14 protein-coding genes are annotated in these 17,928 nt (G+C 66.4%); 10 read left to right on the forward strand and 4 right to left on the reverse strand.

The window, feature by feature from the left end; genetic code table 11:
- Window positions 1-288: 288 nt before the first annotated feature.
- The 3 genes from ABZS43_RS02390 to ABZS43_RS02400 all read left to right on the forward strand — a co-directional run bounded on the left by ABZS43_RS02390 (window position 289) and on the right by ABZS43_RS02400 (window position 4,420).
- On the forward strand, window positions 289-750 hold the full coding sequence (locus tag ABZS43_RS02390) for a hypothetical protein (protein ID WP_355034013.1): 462 nt from the start codon (window positions 289-291) through the stop codon (window positions 748-750).
- 164 nt (window positions 751-914) lie between these two features.
- Window positions 915-2,351 (forward strand): cell division protein FtsK, encoded by a 1,437-nt coding sequence (locus ABZS43_RS02395; RefSeq protein WP_355034014.1) that lies wholly within the window; start codon window positions 915-917, stop codon window positions 2,349-2,351.
- Window positions 2,352-2,665: 314 nt separating this feature from the next.
- Window positions 2,666-4,420, forward strand: coding sequence for a replication initiator (locus tag ABZS43_RS02400; RefSeq protein WP_355034015.1), 1,755 nt, complete (start codon window positions 2,666-2,668; stop codon window positions 4,418-4,420).
- Between the two features lie 164 nt (window positions 4,421-4,584).
- On the opposite strand, the gene ABZS43_RS02405 is transcribed toward ABZS43_RS02400, so the two are convergent.
- Window positions 4,585-6,141: a recombinase family protein gene (locus ABZS43_RS02405; RefSeq protein ID WP_355034016.1), complete on the reverse strand. Its 1,557-nt coding sequence runs from the start codon at window positions 6,139-6,141 to the stop codon at window positions 4,585-4,587.
- 30 nt (window positions 6,142-6,171) lie between these two features.
- Between ABZS43_RS02405 and ABZS43_RS02410 the strand changes: the two genes are divergently transcribed.
- The 3 genes from ABZS43_RS02410 to ABZS43_RS02420 all read left to right on the forward strand — a co-directional run bounded on the left by ABZS43_RS02410 (window position 6,172) and on the right by ABZS43_RS02420 (window position 8,939).
- Complete coding sequence (locus ABZS43_RS02410) at window positions 6,172-6,348, forward strand: hypothetical protein (protein WP_355034017.1); 177 nt, start codon at window positions 6,172-6,174, stop codon at window positions 6,346-6,348.
- Window positions 6,349-6,916: 568 nt separating this feature from the next.
- Window positions 6,917-8,407 carry a CoA-acylating methylmalonate-semialdehyde dehydrogenase gene (locus ABZS43_RS02415; RefSeq protein WP_355034018.1) on the forward strand — a complete coding sequence of 497 codons (1,491 nt, stop codon included), beginning with the start codon at window positions 6,917-6,919 and terminating at the stop codon, window positions 8,405-8,407.
- Between the two features lie 115 nt (window positions 8,408-8,522).
- A complete protein-coding gene (locus ABZS43_RS02420) occupies window positions 8,523-8,939 on the forward strand; it encodes a PPOX class F420-dependent oxidoreductase (RefSeq protein ID WP_355034019.1) in 417 nt (138 codons plus the stop codon).
- 151 nt (window positions 8,940-9,090) lie between these two features.
- Here ABZS43_RS02420 and ABZS43_RS02425 read toward each other — a convergent pair whose 3' ends face one another.
- Together ABZS43_RS02425 and cobA are read right to left on the reverse strand one after the other, a co-directional pair.
- Window positions 9,091-10,551, reverse strand: coding sequence for an MFS transporter (locus ABZS43_RS02425; RefSeq protein WP_355034020.1), 1,461 nt, complete (start codon window positions 10,549-10,551; stop codon window positions 9,091-9,093).
- A 134-nt stretch (window positions 10,552-10,685) separates the two neighbouring features.
- A complete protein-coding gene (gene cobA / locus ABZS43_RS02430) occupies window positions 10,686-11,942 on the reverse strand; it encodes a uroporphyrinogen-III C-methyltransferase (RefSeq protein ID WP_355034021.1) in 1,257 nt (418 codons plus the stop codon).
- Window positions 11,943-12,156: 214 nt separating this feature from the next.
- Here cobA and ABZS43_RS02435 point away from each other — a divergent pair, with 214 nt between their 5' ends.
- Window positions 12,157-13,539, forward strand: coding sequence for a cytosine permease (locus tag ABZS43_RS02435; protein ID WP_355034022.1), 1,383 nt, complete (start codon window positions 12,157-12,159; stop codon window positions 13,537-13,539).
- 3 nt (window positions 13,540-13,542) lie between these two features.
- On the opposite strand, the gene ABZS43_RS02440 is transcribed toward ABZS43_RS02435, so the two are convergent.
- Entirely contained in the window at window positions 13,543-15,072 is a 1,530-nt protein-coding gene (locus ABZS43_RS02440) for a PucR family transcriptional regulator (protein WP_355034023.1), read from the reverse strand.
- 85 nt (window positions 15,073-15,157) lie between these two features.
- On the opposite strand from ABZS43_RS02440, the gene ABZS43_RS02445 reads away from it, so the two are divergent.
- The 3 genes from ABZS43_RS02445 (at window position 15,158) to ABZS43_RS02455 (ending at window position 17,926) form a co-directional block, all read left to right on the forward strand.
- A complete protein-coding gene (locus ABZS43_RS02445) occupies window positions 15,158-15,634 on the forward strand; it encodes a nucleoside deaminase (RefSeq protein ID WP_355034024.1) in 477 nt (158 codons plus the stop codon).
- Complete coding sequence (locus tag ABZS43_RS02450; protein WP_355034025.1) at window positions 15,631-16,590, forward strand: 2-oxoglutarate and iron-dependent oxygenase domain-containing protein; 960 nt, start codon at window positions 15,631-15,633, stop codon at window positions 16,588-16,590. Before ABZS43_RS02445 ends, ABZS43_RS02450 begins: the two co-directional genes overlap by 4 nt.
- Window positions 16,591-16,795: 205 nt before the next feature.
- On the forward strand, window positions 16,796-17,926 hold the full coding sequence (locus ABZS43_RS02455; RefSeq protein WP_355034026.1) for a phosphotransferase family protein: 1,131 nt from the start codon (window positions 16,796-16,798) through the stop codon (window positions 17,924-17,926).
- Window positions 17,927-17,928 lie beyond the last annotated feature (2 nt).

Here is a 17,928-nt window from a genome sequence, read left to right on the forward strand (position 1 = left end):
CGCTAGCAGAAACGAGGTTCTGCTGTGTCCAGAGTAGACGATCCACCCAAATTGGGGGACTTTCGCCCCGGACTCACACCAACTTGTGTGAGAAGGCCGCTCGGTAGCCGATGGCGGCGATTCCGCAGCCGGCCGCGGTGGTGCGGAGGGCGTGACCCGCCCGAAAAGCTCTGATAGACCCTCTTTGCGGTGTCGGCGCGTGGCGCTACACCCTCTATGCCCGATGTTTGCGGGCCGCTTGACAGCGAGAAATCACGCAAAATCCACCGATGAAAGGTGACAGCCATCATGGCTACCGAAAACGACAACAACATGACCGACCGTCGCAAGAACCTACGGTTCAAGATCGAGTTCGCCGAGTTCTTCTATATGGGCCTCTACCAGATGGGGCCGGTCCAGCCGCTTCGGGAGTACTCCCAGGATCGCAATCGTCCCGGGCGTCAGGTCCGTGACGAGGTGACCGGGCTGCTGGTCTGGAAGATCAAGGTCACTGATCCGGCCGTGGAGAACGCCGACCGGGCCGCCTACGCGGTTCACATCCTGTCGGAGGAGGAACCGGTGCCGACAACCCAAGAAACCAGTCCGCACATTCGACCGATCGAACTGGTGGATGTGACCGCGCAGCCGCGCCTGAAAGGGTCCGCAGAGTTCAAGTTCCAGAGCTACCAGATACGGGCCTCGGGCTACGCCCCCGCTCCGGGGAACAAGTCCACGGGTTCGGGACCGGCGACGGGAAAGTCACCCGCCTGATTCGGTGGGTGTCGTCTTTGGATACGGGCCGGGTTCCGGTGAGTGAGTCATCGCTCTGCCGGGGCTCGGCCCCCTGTGCGGCTATCCGAACCAACACAAGAAAGGAATTCATATGTGCTGCGGCACAACACATTTCAGTATCCGAGTAGGTGAGAAGGGAACCGATGATGGCGCGTTCGGCTGATTACGAGAATCCGGGTGCACGCGGCCCGGACTTCTTCGACACGATGGGGATGTTGCTGGTCAAGCTGCTGGTGGCCGTGGTGCAGGGCGCTGGTCTGCTGTTGTGGTGGGCGGGGCTGTTCCCGATGCTGTCGTTACCGCTGGCCGCTTCCGGTGCCGGATGGTGGTGGCAGGGCTGGCCGTTGGGGGTGTTCATGCTGTCGCTCACCTTGGCCGGGTGGGCGTTCTGGTGGGCCTGGTCGCCGGGATCTTGGCGGCGCTGGGTCTGGGGGCGTATGCGGTCACGCTGGTTGTCGTGGTTTCGGTACAGGGTCGGGTGGAACAAGCTCACCGCGACACACGGGCTGACCAAGATCCTCGATACCGGGGTGTTGACTCCGTACCTGTACAAGGTCTTCATCGGGGATGTGGCCGATGAGCTGCTGATTCGGATGGTGGCCGGTCAGAAAGTCGCGGACTGGGCCGCGCAAACCGACGCGCTACGCCATGCCTTCCGCGCGGTCGGGGTGCGGGTGCGTCATACCGAATCCGGGTTCGTGCGCTTGCAGGTGATCCACAAGGACATCCTGCAAGATCCGGTGCCGCTGCCTCGGGTGGACGCGAAGTCCTGCGACCTGACCGCACTGACGATCGGGGTCACGGAGATGGGACAGCCGTGGCGTATCCGTCTGCTCGGCAATCAGATCCTGGTGGCGGGAATGATGGGCTCCGGGAAGGGGTCGGTGATCTGGTCACTGATCGCCGCGTTGGGTCCGGCGATCCGTGAGGGCCGCGTGGTGCTGTGGGTGATCGACCCCAAGGGCGGTGCTGAATTCGGTGCTGCTCGCCGGTGGTTCGCTCGTTTCGCCTACGACAACGGCACCCAAGCCCTCGCCATCCTCAAGGATGCCGCCGAGATGGTGCAGGCTCGTGGCGAATCGTATATGGATCGGTCCGAACGGAGTATCACTCCGAGCGTGGCCGAACCGTTGGTGTTGGTGATCGTGGACGAGGCGGCGAGCCTGACTGCCTACTACTCCGATCGCAAGATCAAAGACGAGATCCTGCGGTATCTGGGGATCGTGCTCACCCAATCCCGTGCGATGGCGGTTCCGGTGGCGGGATGCATCCAAGACCCGAGCAAGGCCATCTTGGAACAGAGGCAGCTTTTCAGCTATCGGATCGGTTTGCGGATGGCCGAATCCACGCAACCGAACATGGTGTTCGGGACCACGGGCCGCGACCGTGGCGCGCTGTGTGACGAAATCCCTGAAACCACACCGGGATTGGGATATGTCGAGCATGAGGCGTCCACCGATATCACGCGGGTGCGGGCCTTCTGGGTCACCGATGACGATATCGGATGGATCATGGACACCTACCCTCCCGCCCCTCGTGGGGATGGTCTCGACGGGTCCGGCAAACCTCTGATCGCCTGATCATTCGCAGTGATTCTGTACCCTGATCTGTAGCACTAGAACCCTCCCGACGCGACTGAGCGTCCCCTGAACCTCTTCTCTCCCGGCGCGTACTGAGCGCCCCTCTTCGATGGTTGATTGCGCCACTGCGCACCCTCGATTTCCTGACTTTCTCCCGGCGCGTTGGCGCTCCCGTGTCCGTCGTACCGGCGGCGGCACATCACCTCTGACTCCTGTTCCGGCACATGACATTTCGTTCCTGCGGTACCGGATCGGCCTGCGTTCGTCCGGCCGGTCCGGTACCGCGTATTCGACTGTCGGACAGGAGTTTTCCGATGCAAGCGAGCTTGTTGGATGATCCGGTGGATGTCACCGGGGAAGACGGACAGATCATCAACCCCGGCCACGGTCCCTCGATGCTGGACGTGGCGATAGCGGCGGCGGATCGGCACGGGGTGTGTGTACGGCCGGTGGTGCTCGAGCAGACCGACACCGCGACCGGGCGCACCGCGTTCGTTCCGGTGCCGTGTGGGGCCACCCTGGAATCCAAGTGCGGCCCGTGCGCGCGCAAAGCTCGGGCGCTGCGTAAGGCACAGTGCCGCGAAGGTTGGCACGCGACCACCGAACCGGTCAAGGCGCGGGCTCGTCCGACCTACGACCAGGAAGGGTTGATCGGATACCGCGCGGATCTGGCGGTCCTGCTCGATGAATGCCGCGAGACAGGCGACGCGGCGGGTATCGCTGAGATCGAAGCGGAGTTCGTGTGGATCGACAGCGAGCTAGCGGCCCTCGGGATGCGGGGCAAGGCTCCGAAAGACTGCGCGGCCGAAGAGATCACGCAAGGTCCGACACCGAAGGCACCGCGTAAACGGTCCACCCGGCGACGCCAAGACGTTCCCAAGACTCTGCCGCGTCTCGCGATCGCTGACCGGACTGTCGGCAGTGAGCTGGGCGGGCATTACTCGTCGATGTTCGTCACGCTGACCATGCCCAGTTACGGCAAGGTCTATGGCGACGGCTCCGCACGCAACCCCGGCGCCTACGACTACCAGCGCGCGGCGTGGGACGCGATCACCTGCTCTCGGCTGTTCTCCCGCTGGATACAGAACCTCCGCCGCGCGATCGGCTGGAACGTCCAATACTTCGCCGTGGTCGAACCACAGAAACGCGGCGCTCCCCACCTACACATCGCCCTACGCGGCGCGATCCCCCGCGCACTACTCATCGCGGTCAACGAAGCCACCTACCACCAAGTCTGGTGGCCACAAGTCGGTGAGATGGTCTATCCCGGCGCGGCGGTACCGGTCTGGGACGAACACACCGCGACCTTCACCGACCCACGCACCCATCGCCCGCTGACCGAATGGGAAGACGCACTCGACGCGATCGGCCCCACCGACCAACCGGCACACAAGGCAGCGTTCGGGCCTCGTATCGACGTGCAAGGGATCGCGGCAGGGACCAAAGCAGCCGGTGAGGCGATCGGGTATCTGTGCAAATACCTCACCAAGTCCGTGACCGAAGTCCTCGAGGCGCGTACCTCTCGCCAACTCGACCACTACGACCACCTACACGCCGCGCTGTGCCGGACACCGTGTGGTCCGCGGTGCGCTATCTGGCTGCTCTACGGCATCGTCCCCAAGGGCGCGAACGCCAAAACGGTGCCTGGCATCTGCAAGGGACGCGCCCACCGACGCGAAACCCTGGCACTACCCGGTAACCGTGTCTTGACTTCGGAGGAGTGGACGGGCAAGACCCTCGGCGACCACAAGGCGGATCGGCTGGAGTTCGTGCGACGCACCCTCGCGGCGGTCGGCCTGGAAAAGCCCGCTCGCGATCCCCGGCAATACACCTGGGCGACGGTCGCGCCCGGAACCAAGATGCCGTCTCGAACCAAGCTGTTGCTTTCGGCAATCGGGCAACGCGTTGCCTGGCGTGCGGAGTACGACCGAGCGCTGTACGCGGCACAACACCCGGACGGAGACGACGGTTCGATTGCAGACGCCTGTTCGGCAACGGGGGGTTCGGCAACCGATGGCTCGGCGCTCGACGGGGACGGGGGTGGCAGCGATGGGACAACGGCCTCGTGAGCGGAATTGGAGCGCGGAAGAACTCGCGTACCTCGATGAGGTACAGCAACGGATATCAGGGCCGCTGTCGCCTCATCAGATGGCGGTTCTCCAGCGGTGGTGGGACTATGCGCACTCGTCCCAAGTCCAGAGCGACCGCGATTCGTGAGAGCCGCGAATCTTGGTCAGGCGACCAGCGGCTGAATGTCGATCGTTTCTACGCCCGGACGGCCACCGAAACCGCGCTTCTTCCCGGCCGGATGGATCGTGATGGACAGCAGCGATCGAATGATGTCGCGTCTGGTTTCCAGCGGCGTCCGCTCGTCGTCGGCCCAGATTTCCCGGGCGTTCGGGCCTGCCGCTGCGATCACGTGCGGCATCGGCAAGGCTGCTTTGGCTTGGGCCTCGGCTTCCTCGACGGCGGGCTTCTTGGCGTCCTTGTATGCCTTGATCTCCAGCGGCGACAACTCGGCATCTATCGCTTCGGCAATCCACTTGTCGTACGCCTTGCGCATCTGCTCGGCCTTGGCCGTGAGTGCCTTTGCCTGCTCGGTGCTACGGCTGAGTGCCGTGAGCAACTGCGGATCTTCCAACTTGCGCAATACCGTCTCTGTGACCACGTCATCGACCAATTCGGCATCACGTGCAACACAGTGATTTTCGCAGCAGTAGGTTCGGTCTCGCCTGGTCCCACCGGAGTGCGACGACAGGCGTCCTCGTTCGCATTTCCCGCACAGTGGTATGCCCGAGAGCAACCACCGGGGCGCGGTTCCTCGAGCGTTCGGGTTCCGTCCCGGGGCACTGATCAATCCGAGCACCTGGTGATGCTCCTCGACGGAAATGATCGGCTCCCAGGTCGCGGCGGTAGTGAACACTTCACCGGTCTTGGCGTCCTTGTGACTACGCAATCCCGCGATCGTGGGAGAGGTCAATACCTTGCGCACGGTGGTCGGTGTCCAGTCGGTCAACCAATCTTTGGGGCACGGGCACTCGCGACGGTCTACAGCTTGGAGCACCTTGCGGCCCTCGGTGACCGAGCATGCGCGGCACGGCATCGCCATATCGGCAGTCGGCACCGAAATCCCCGAGTTCTTCAACCAGCGGGCAATACTTCGGACCGATTCCAAAGCCATTGCACGAGAGATCATTTCACGCACAATCGGAGCCTCGGCGGGGTCGATTTCCCGACCTACCGCCGCACCTCTCCGGTAGATGATGGTGTACCCGTACGCCTCCCGTCCGTGAGGCTTGCCCTCGGCGAAATTCCGGGCGAGCTGCTGCATGGAATCGAATCGACTTTGTTCCGGTGCGAATTCGTTTTCCACTGCTTCGGTCGCCAGAATGCGCCGGTCCTGCGGGTTGTCCAAATCGTAGAGTTGCCCGCCGCTGAACCACAGCGTCTCGTGTTCGGCGCACAGGTCCCGCAACATCGCGTGCTCACCCAATTTGCGATTGGCTCGCGAACTGGACCGAGTGATCAATACCCGGCGCGGCTCCCCCGGCTTCGGCACCAGGTGTGCAGGCAACTGGAGATACCCGGAACGCTGCTTCAAGCTGTGTCGAGTAGCACCGATATCGGTATCAGTGATCACTACCAACACCGCCCAACCGAACCGCTCACACAACTCCTTGGCCCACTCGATCTGAGCGGGAACCGACAAGCCTTTGCTCTTGTCCTGGGAGACCCGCGCGTAGATCACAGCTACGAGCTGATCGCGAAAATCATTGGGATTCAACGGCATAAGTCCAGTATACGCCGTTGCTACCCCTGAGTGAACTTATCCACGGTGAAGTTCTCCGGCGCACTGCCCGCGCGGCGCGTCAACGAGATCGCCGCGCGCATCGAGAAGGCGCAGCAGGCGGTGAAATTCGCTCGCGAGGAGGCCAACGGCGCCGAGATCACCGATCGCAAGACCGGTGCGGCGATCTTCGGTTACCTGTTCCGATGATATCGAGCCGGGACGGATCATCCGTCCCGGCTCCCACAGACGTTCCCGCCGCGTGCGGGGACAGCGCGAGGAGCGCACACTCAAACTGAAGTTCAGATCTGAATCACATGGTGTCAGTGTGGGTTCGAACCCCACCCCGGGCACGCGCCCGGGTAGCCCAATCGGCAGAGGCAGCCGTGACGACGCTCAGATTCTCGCTCCAGCTTCGAGTATTCGCCGCCGAACACGGGATCACGAGGAAAGGACATGCAGCGCCGAGATGCCGGTTCGACTCCGGCTCCCTCAGCCACGATGGGGGATAGTCCAAAGGCAGGGCGCGTCGCGATCATCTTGATCCGATCCCACCGATCCCGGTGTGCGAATTGGGTGGCATTACCGGAACCCGGGGGCAGGCTAGACCCCCGGGTTCTCCCGTGTCCCGGCCCCGGTGGCAGTCGACGCGCCGGGAAAGCCCGGAATCGCGGACAGAACGCCGACAGCTCGGCGACGATGGACGCGCGACAGCAGCACCACGACCTGCCTCCACGCGCCGAGATCCCGGGCAGCGCACCGAGCGAATCGAGGAGATATGCACACCATCGCGCACTGGCTGGATGGCAAACCCTTCGCGGGCACGAGTGATTCCTCGGCCCCGGTGACGAATCCGGCGACCTGGGTGGTCACCGGCCGCGTCGCACTGGCCGACGCGGCCGACGTCACGGCCGTCATCGATTCCGCCGCCGCCGCGTTCCCCGCGTGGCGCGACACCTCACTGTCCAGGCGCACGCAGATCCTCTTCCGTTTCCGGGAATTGCTGAACGACCGCAAGGAGGATCTGGCCGAACTCGTCACCGCCGAACACGGGAAGGTCGCCTCCGACGCGCTCGGCGAGGTGACCCGCGGTCTCGAGGTCGTCGAATTCGCCTGCGGTGTACCGCATCTGGTCAAGGGCGGATACACCGAGAACGCGTCGACCAAGGTCGATATCTTCTCGGTCCGCCAGCCGCTCGGTCCGGTCGCGATCATCTCGCCGTTCAATTTCCCCGCCATGGTGCCGATGTGGTTCTTCCCCCTCGCCATCGCGGCGGGCAATACCGTGGTACTGAAGCCGAGCGAGAAGGATCCGTCCTCGTCACTGTGGCTGGCGCAGCTGTGGCACGAAGCCGGTTTGCCCGCTGGGGTTTTCAATGTGGTGCAGGGTGACAAGGTCGCCGTCGACGCGCTGCTCGACAGCACCTCGATCAAGGCCGTCTCCTTCGTCGGCTCCACCCCTGTCGCGCGCTATGTCTACGAACGCGGTACCGCCAACGGCAAACGCGTCCAGGCTCTCGGCGGCGCCAAGAATCACATGCTCGTCCTGCCCGACGCCGATCTGGATCTGGCCGCGGACGCCGCGGTGAACGCCGGATTCGGTTCGGCGGGCGAGCGATGCATGGCGATCAGCGTGGTGCTCGCCGTCGGCGTGATCGGCGACGAGTTGGTGTCGAGGATCGCCGAGCGCGCCGCGACCATCACCACCGGTGACAGCGTTCGCGGCGCGGAGATGGGCCCGCTGATCACCCTCGACCATCGCGATCGCGTCGCCGCCTATATCGAGGCGGGCGAATCAGACGGGGCGACGGTCGTTCTCGACGGCCGCGGTATCAGGGCCGACGGCTCGGCGGACGGATTCTGGCTCGGGCCGACGGTGCTCGACCATGTCGACCCCGCGATGAGCGTCTACACCGACGAGATCTTCGGGCCGGTGCTCTCGGTGGTGCGGGTCGACAGTTACGACGAGGGGTTGGCGCTGATCAACGCCAACCCGTACGGCAACGGCACCGCGATCTTCACCAATGACGGCGGCGCGGCCCGCCGCTTCCACCACGAGGTCGAGGTCGGCATGGTCGGCATCAATGTGCCGATCCCGGTGCCGATGGCCTACTACAGTTTCGGCGGCTGGAAGAACTCCCTGTTCGGCGACGCGCACGCGCACGGCGTCGACGGGGTGGCGTTCTTCACCAGGGGCAAGGCCGTCACCACCCGGTGGCTCGACCCGAGCCACGGCGGGCTCGAACTGGGTTTCCCCCGCAATACCTAGGGCGGGAAGCCGCAGGCGCGAATTCGTCCGACGTCCGCCTGGCGTACACCGTCGATGCGCCGAACTCACGCGCCGACAGCGGAATGATCGCGCCCACGCTCGCGTTTGCCCGAATGTGACCAGTGCAGCCGAGCTCTCCGACGAGCTGAAGAAGTACCTCGACGAGTCCAAGGTGTTCGCGACCGCCGCGACCATCAGCCCCACCGGACAACCGCATCTGACGGTTGTGTGGATCGAGCGCGACGGCGACGATCTGTTGTTCTCCACGACCCGGCTCCGCGCGCAGGGCAGGAATATCGCGCGGGATCCCAGGGTCACCATTCTGGTCAGTCCGCCGGACAACCCCTACGTCTACGCGGAAATCCTCGGCACGGCGACGGTGACCGACGATCCGCAGCGGGTGCTGCCGAATCGTTTGTCGCGCAAGTACACCGGTCAGGACTACGCCGACTTCAATCCGACCGCCCCGGACGACAGCGCCGACCGCATCATCGTGCGGGTCACCCCGCACCGGGTCGTCGGCCGAATGTGATCCGTCGGCGGTGCGGGGCGCCGGGCCCGCGCCGCCGTACCCGACAGGCAGCCATCGATGCTGCGGGGGTCGATGTGAATGGCCCGTGATCTCCTTGCCAGCGATCTCCTTGCCAGCGATCTCCTTGCCCGCGAGCGGCGGACGTCGCGCGCTAACTGCGCTGTGCCTCTTCCTGCGCGTGATGCGCCTGCGCGATCTGCTGCGGGGTGAACCGCAGGGTCAACGCGACGAGCCCGATCAGCACGGCGACCCCCGCGCATACCGCCAGCACCAGCGTGTAGCCATTGCTCAGCGCATCGATCTGGGCCGGGGTCATCCCGGACGCGTGGCCGGTGCGTCCACCGAGCGAGAGGGTGCGCGAGACCGCGACCGGGGTCAGGATGCCGATGGCGAGCGGGGTGCCCAGGTTCATGAACATCTGGCCCACCGCGGCGAGCGGCCCGATATCGGACGGCGGGACACCCACGAGCACACACAGCGGTGCGAGCACCATCGCCACGCCGACGCCCGCGCCGATCACCACGAGCAGGATCAGCAGCGTCGGCACGTACCGCACGTCGCGGTCGAGCGTCGAACCGAACAGCAGGCCGACGGCGAGTACCGCGGCCGACGTGGCCAGCAACCAGCGCGGCGCGACATACAGCGCCGCCTTCGACGCGACCGCCGCGCCGATGCCGATGCCGACGGTGAACGGGATGCAGGCCACACCCGCGTGCAGCGGGCTGTAGTTCAGGACGTTCTGTAGGAATTGGGCGACGAAATACGTCATCGCGCCGAGCACGCCGCCCGCGAGCAGAATCAGCATGAAGGTCGAGACCCGGTCCCTGCTGTCGAACAGCGACCACGGCACCAGCGGATTGTCGACCCGGCGTTCGGCGAAGACGAAGGCGACGAGCAGCATCGCGCCGCCGGCCAGCGATCCGATGATCGCCCAGTGCCCCCAGCCGAGTTCGGGACCCTCGGTGGCGCCGAAGACGATGGCGGTGCAGGCGAGCGTGCCGAGGATCGCGCCGCGCAGATCGAGTCCGACACGGTGGTGGTCGGTATCGGCCAGGCAGTAGATCGCACCGAACACGATGAGCACGCCGATCGGCACATTGATGAGGAAGATCCAGCGCCAGGACAGTTCGGTCAGCGCACCCCCGATCACCAGGCCGCCGACCGATCCGATGCCGACCATGGAGCCGACGATCGCGATGGCCTGGTTGCGCGCCTTACCCGGCGCGAAGGTGGTGGCGACGAGGGCGAACGCCGATGGCGCCGCGAGGGCGGCCCCGGTGCCCTGCAGCGCTCTCGACGCGATCAGCATCGCCTCGCCGTTGGCGAGGCCGCACAGCAGGGAGGCGAAGGTGAACAACGCGACGCCGACCATGAGCATGCGTTTACGACCGAAGGCGTCGCCGATGCGACCGCCGAGCAGCATCAGGCCCGCGAAGGTGAGGCCGTAGGAGGTCACCGTCCAGGCACTGCCCGAACTGGACAGACCCATTTCCTGCTGGAGTCGCGGTAGCGCGAGGATCACCACGCTGCCGTCGAGTACGACCATGAGCTGAAGACCGCTCAGAACGAAGATGGCGAGCCCGAAGGCCCGCTGCGTCACGGGATACTGCATCGGCGCAGCGGGGTTCTGGAGCACAGTGAGCCACTGTAATTCATGAGGGGACGAGCGCAGGCCCCGCGGCGGGGTCGACCAACGACCCACAACCACCCGACCGCTTCGTTGTGACAGTGCCGGCCGTGCCCGGCTCAGCCATTCGGGTCGGTGTCGGCGGAGAATCCGGCGGTCGGGCCGATCACCACGATGGCGGGGGGACGAATCCCCTCGGCACGCACCCGCTCGGCCACGGTGCCGAGATCTGCGCGCAGCACCCGCTGGGTGCGCAGGGTGCCCTCCTGGATGACGGTGGCCGGGGTCTGCGCGGGCCTGCCGCCCGCGATCAGCGCGGAGGCGAACTGTTCGATCCGTTCGACCGCCATCATGAGCACGAGGGTGCCGCGCAGCCGGGCCAGCGCGGGCCAATCGACGAGCGAATCCGGATGATCCGGCGCGACGTGGCCGCTGACCACGACGAATTCATGGGTGACCCCGCGGTGGGTCACCGGAATCCCCGCGGCGGCGGGCACCGAGATGGGACTGGTGATGCCGGGGACGACGGTCACCGGGATACCGGCGTCGACGCACGCCTCGACCTCTTCGAACCCGCGACCGAAGACATACGGGTCGCCGCCCTTGAGCCGCACCACGAATTTGCCCGCCTTGGCGCCCTCGATCAGGGCCGCGTTGATGGCCTCCTGTGCCATGGCGCGTCCGTACGGAATCTTCGCGGCATCGATCACCTCGACGTCGGGACCGAGTTCGGCCAGCAGTTCCGGCGGCGCGAGCCGGTCGGCGACCACCAGATTCGCCCGGGCCAACAGCCTGCGGCCGCGCACGGTGATGAGGTCGGGATCGCCCGGTCCGCCGCCGACCAGGGCGACACCGGGCACGATCGGCGACGAATCGTCGGTCACGACGCCGGATTGCAGTGCTTCCAGCAGCGCGGTACGCACCGCGGCCGAGCGACGATGCTGACCGCCCGCCAGCACGCCGATGCTGAGCCCCTCGTACCTGGCGGTGGCGGGGGTGACGGCGGTACCGAGCCGCGCGATATCGGCGCGCACGCAGAAGACGCGGCGGCGCTCGGCCTCCGCGACGACGGCGGCATTGGTGTGCGGCTCGTCGGTGCAGGCGATCGCGTACCAGGCGCCGTCCAGATCTCCGTCGGCGTAGGGGCGCAGGGTGACGGTGAGCTGACCCGAGGTCGCCATCGCCTCGACGGCCGGGGTGACTTCACGGCTGATGACGTGGACGTTCGCGCCGGACGCGAGAAGTAGCCCGAGTCGGCGTTGGGCCACCGTTCCACCGCCGATCACGACGACGCGACGGTCGTTCAGATCGAGCCCTACCAGGTAGTTCGAGTCGCCGGTCGGCTGTTCTTCGGTGGATTCTGACGTATTCGGCACAGTGGTCGAGACTACGGGCTGTGTTCGCGACTCCCGCAGACAGACCTGCGTAGGCGACAGGCCCGATCGCGGCGGCCGGTTCGACCACCACATTTCCTTCGCGTTTCGGATTCGGGATATCGCCCGTTTCCGCGACGATCTGTCCAGTGCGGCTGGAAGACTGGCTTACGATTCGCCCGTTGCCGACCGTGGCCGCACCGACCAGGGTTCATGCATGGCATTGACCGAGGACACGCCGCTGGCCGGCTACGCCGATCGCGTCGTCGCGGTGGAACCGGGCGGCAACGAATACATTCCCGAGGACGCGCGACACGGTACGCCGCGCCGACTCTTCTGGACCTGGACCTCACCGAATCTCGAATTCGCCACCATATTCATCGGCGTGCTGTCGGTGACGGCCTTCGGCCTGAATTTCTGGCAGGCGGCTCTCGGACTCGCACTCGGCGCCGGACTCGGCGCGGGCGCGCATTTCGTATTGTCGGCACGCGGCCCGGAGCACGGGGTGCCGCAGATGGTGCTGGGGCGCACCGCATTCGGCTATCGCGGCAATGCGCTGCCCGCCGCCTTCATGTCGATCATGTGCGGGGTCGGCTGGTTCGCGACCAACAGTGTCAGCGGCGCGTTCGCGCTCAATACGCTGACCGGTATGCCGAAACCGGCGGCGCTGGCCTTGATCGTGGTGGCGCAGACCGGATTCGCGGTCTTCGGGCACAATCTGGTGCACGCGTTCGAGCGGATCGTCTTTCCCGTTCTCGCGGTGGTGTTCCTCGTGGTCACCGTGGTGATTCTCGGCAAGGCCGATCTCGGGGCCGCCGCGCCGTCCGGCGGGGTGGGCGGCATGGGCGGTTTCCTGCTCACCGTCGGCACCGCGTTCGGATACGCCGGCGGCTGGAACCCCTACGCCGCGGACTACTCCCGCTACTTGCCCGCCGGTGTGTCCAAGGTGGCGACCGGCGGATTCGCCGCGGCCGGACTCTTCGTTTCGTGCCTGTGGCTCTCCGCTCTCGGCGCGGCCTCGGCGACCATCGTGAGTTCGGCGCAGGGCAGCCCGACCGATCTGTTCACCTCGCATCTGCCCGGCGCGCTGGCGAATCTGACTCTGCTGGCGATCACGCTCGGGGCGGTGGCGGCCAATGCGCTCAATGTGTATTCGGGGGCTATGGCTTTCGTGACGATCGGCGTGAGGCTGCCGGTGCGCACCCAGCGCGCGGTGGTGTCGATCGCGTTCGGCGCGATCGGGTTCCTGGTCGCCCTGTGGGCGTTACCGGACGCCGCCCAGAGCTACGAGGCATTCCTGCTGATCGTCGCGTACTGGATCGGCCCGTGGCTCGGTGTGGTGTTCGCCGATCAGTATCTGCGCCGCGGTCGCCGTATCGAGGGTCTGCTCTACAACCGCGCCTACGCGAATCGAGGCGGTGTCGCCGCGTTCCTCATCGGCCTCGTCGTGTCGGTCCTGCTGTGCTCCAACCAGGCGAAATTCACCGGTTACGCGGTGCGGGAAGTCCCCGAGCTCGGCGATATCACCTTCTTCGTCGGCTTCCTCCTGTCCGGCGCGGCCTACCTGCTGCTGAATCGGCGACGTCTCGCGCGCGAATAAGGGCTATCGGCCGGTGCCGAGGCGGTGGGCGCACAACGCCAGCAGCAGGGTGGCGGCCAAGGCCGGGTCGTTGGGGTCGTAGCCGAGCAGTTCGCGAATGCGTTCCAGGCGCTGGTACAGCGATTGGCGGCCGATATGCAGGGCGGCGGCGCAGCGGGTCGGGCTCGCACCGTGGCGAAGGTAGACCTCGAGTGTGCGGGTCAAACTGCTGTGGTGGGCGGCGTCCCGGTCGATCAGCGGGGTGAGCACGGCGGCCAGCCGCGCGCGTTCGGAGGCGGGCAGGGTTTCGACGGTCAGTTCGGTGGCGAGTTCACGGCAGCTGGTGAGCGGGCCGTCGAGCCAGTCGCGACGGTGCCTGGTGGCAAGACGCAACGCCGACCGACTGGCCGACAGACCGGCGGTGAGAGCGGCGGAGCTGAATTCGCAGGCGTCGCCCACCACCAGGGTGACACCTTCGGTGCTGTTGGCGGCGAGGGATTTCCGCAGCGCCCGCGCGACCTCGCCCACCGCGTCGGCGACCGAATTCTCCACCGCCACCAGTGCGTAGGTGGTGGCGTGGACCTCCGCGATCACGCCGGGCCGCCCCAGTTCCTTGGTGGCGACATCGAGAAATCTGGTCGCGATCCGGCTGTCGGGGGCCTCGACCGCGACCGGAACCACCGTGCGCCCGGACAGTCCGGGCGCACCGGCGGCGCTCGCTCTCGCCCTGAGGTCGGCCTGCCGCATCTGCAGTCCGTTCACCAGATCCGCGAGCAACGCGGTGGCGGCCACCTGCGGACGGCCGCTCGGCGCTCCCGAATTCGCCAGGGCCAGACCGAGTGCGGGGGCGGACTGGTCGAGCGCGGCGGACAGCGTCGCGGCGTCCAGGGCGGATCCCGGTCCCGCCGTCAGCGTCCCCCAGGTGCTGTCCTTGGCGCGGATGCTCGCTCGCGCCGCACCGGATTCGACCGCGGCCCAGGCGGATCGGTCGTCATCGACGCCGTGCGCGGCGATCAGCGCGCCACTGCCGCTGGTCACGATCAACGCGCATCCGATGACAGCGCCGATGCGCCCGAGCAGTCGCGCCACCCCGTTGCCCGCGGCGAGTTCACCGGTCAGGTCCCTGGCCAGCTCGTTGAGGATTCGCAGCGACCGCACCTCGCGGGACACGATTTCGGTATTGGCGGCGCGGCACAGGTCGATGAAAGGCACGACGGTCCGCAACGCGATGAGCGGTAACCCGTTGCGCGAGGCCTCCTCCACCATGTCGGGCGGGATGGCATCGAAAGTGCGCCCGAGTTCGAAGGCGACCCCCGCCACCTCCCGCGCCGCGATCTCGCGCAGGTAGTGCCGCCTGGTTCCCGCGTCGACACCCGCCAGGCCGAGTCCGGTCGTCAGCAGCAGTTCCCCGCCCGACAGCAGCGGGCTGATCTCGTAGATCTCACTGGAATGCACCCAGCGCACGGCACGGTCGAGTCCACGCTGCCCGGCCAGGACCCGCGGATCCGCCGGGACGAACTGGTCGGCGAGTAATTCGCGAACGGTAGGCAGCATGCGGTCATCTTGTCATCTCCTGTCCCGGCCGAACCTGACGATCTGTACGTTGCGCAGAGACCTGGGCCGGCCGGAGGGTTGAGCCATGACCCAGGTGATGCCGAATCGACTGCTCGACGTGGCCTATCAGGAAGCGCTGAACGGACTCGCCGAAGGCGGCGTCCCGATCGGCGCGGCGCTGTTCGACGCCGACGGTGTCCTGCTCGGCAGTGGGCACAATCGTCGCGTGCAATCCGGGGATCCCAGCATCCATGCCGAAACCGATGCCTTCCGGGCGGCCGGGCGACGGCGCGACTATCGCCGCACCATCATGGTGACGACGCTGTCGCCGTGCTGGTACTGCAGCGGTCTCGTGCGCCAATTCGGGATCGGGACGGTGATCGTCGGCGAGTCGACCACTTTCCACGGCGGCCACGACTGGCTGATCGAGCACGGCGTCGCCGTCACCGTGCTGGAGGATCAGCGCTGCGTCGACCTGATGACCGCCTTCATCACCGACCAGCCCGCGCTGTGGTTCGAGGATATCGGCGTGGCCGACCCGAGCGGAGCCGACATCGCATGAATGCCATCACATCCATCGACCTGGCCCGGTGGCGGGCGGGCGGCACGGCGGCGGCAGACGTCGAACGCGAGGTCGACGCAGGTTTGCGTCGGGCCGGATTCCTCGTCGTGTACGGCCACGGAATTCCCGAAGGCCTGCCCGCCGCGGCGCGATCGGCCGCACGGCGGTTCTTCGCGCTGCCCGACGAGGTGAAAGAGCGGTACGCCGTCACCGTGGGCGGACGCGGCTGGATCGGACCGGGTAAGGAGGCCAACGGCTATGCCGAGGGCACCGAGACTCTCCCCGATCTGAAGGAGACCTACGCCGTCGGCGCGGACACCGCGACCGGCGACCCCGTGGTCGACGATCTGTGGTTCCTGCCGAATGTCTGGCCCGCCGAGGTCAGCGAACTCCGCGAGCTGATGGAGGCGTACACCACCGCCGTACACGCGCTGTCGGATGAACTGCTCTCGCTCTTCGCCGCCGCACTGAACCTGCCCGCCGATTCGTTCGCCCCCATGACCACCCGCCCGACCTGGACCTGCAATATCAACCACTACCCGCCCATGACGAAGGTCGGCACACCCGAACCGGGACAGTTCCGCATCGGTCCGCATACCGATTTCGGCACCGTGACCGTGCTCGACCGGGAACCCGGCGCGGGTGGCCTGCAGGTCTATACCGAGGGAAAGGGCTGGGCCGACGCACCGTACGACCCCGCCGCGCTCACCGTGAATATCGGCGACCTGCTCGCCTACTGGAGTGGGCAGCGGTGGCCGTCGGGCAGGCATCGGGTGCTGCCGCCGCAACCGCAGGCCCCCGACGAGGATCTGGTGTCGTTGATCTACTTCTACGAACTCGACCACGACGCGGTGGTGACGCCGCTGGAACCGCCGATCGGGCAGGTCACCGGGCAACCGCCGGTGATCTCCGCCGATTTCCTGCGCACGCGCCTGGACGCCATCACCATCCAATGATCGCGCCCCGCATCGGGTCCGGGCGGCGCACCCCGGCGGCGGTGCGTCGTGCGGCGGACGGTGTCGAGATCCCGCCGGGATTTCTCCGGATTTCCGCCCTGGAGGGCAACTAGAACGCGTTACAGTCCGTATCCCGGGCAGTTCCGCGGCCGGCGGTCCCTGCTCGCGGTTCGACGCGGAGTCGCGCGACAGCAGGAGGACACCGATGGCCGACGATCCAGATCCCACCGAGCGGCGTCAGCTGACCATCAGCGAGCGCGATCTCGACCATCTCGCCGATGATCTGTCCCGGTGGCTCGGCGCCAGGGTCGGCGCGGATCACCCGCCGAAGGTCTCCGCGCTGACTCGGCCGCAATCGGGCGGCATGTCGAGCACGTCGATACTCTTCGATGCCGAATGGAGCGTCGACGGGCGCGAGGAGGGCGGATCGTTCGTCGCCAGAATGGCGCCCGAGGACGATTCCTTCCCGGTTTTCCAAACCTACGATCTCGCCACCCAGTACCACGTCATCGAGGGTGTCGCCGCCGCGACGGATGTGCCGGTGCCGGGACTGTGCTGGCTCGAAACCGACGACACAGCGCTCGGATCACCGTTTTTCGTGATGAAGCGGGTGGCGGGGCGGGTTCCTTCGGACAATCCGCCCTACGTCTTCGTCGGCTGGCTCTTCGACGCCGACGCCGCGCAGCGCGATCGACTCACCCGCGACACCATCGAGGTGATCGCGAAGATCCACGCCATCCCCGATCCCGCGACGCGTTTCCCGATGCTCGACGGTGCCGGGCAGTCGCTGCGCAGGCATGTGGACGCCCAGAAAGCCTGGTACCGCTGGGCGCTGGCCGACGACGGCTACGAGATTCCGATCATCGAACGCGCCTTCGCCTGGCTGGAGGACCATTGGCCCGCCGACCCCGGCCCCGATGTGCTGAGCTGGGGCGACGCGCGACCGGGCAATATCATCTACCGGGAATTCGAACCGGCCGCCGTACTCGACTGGGAGATGGCCGCGATCGGACCCCGCGAACTCGATGTGGCGTGGGTGATCTTCATCCACCGCTTCTTCCAGGATCTCGCCGTCCGATTCGGCCAGCCGGGGCTGCCGGACTTCCTACGCCGCGACGTCGTGACCGCCGAATACGAGAAGTTCAGCGGACATCGCGTGCGCGATCTCGACTTCTACCTGGTCTATGCCGCCCTTCGGCACGCCATCGTGATGGCGAGGGTCACCCGTCGCATGATCCATTTCGGCGAGGCCACCGCACCCGAGGACCGCGACGACTACGTGATGCATCGGGCGAGCCTCGCCGCGCTGCTCGACGGAACCTACGAATGGGACTGACC

Origin of the sequence: Nocardia sp. NPDC005366 (assembly GCF_040606855.1) — a bacterium.
GTDB lineage: Bacteria > Actinomycetota > Actinomycetes > Mycobacteriales > Mycobacteriaceae > Nocardia.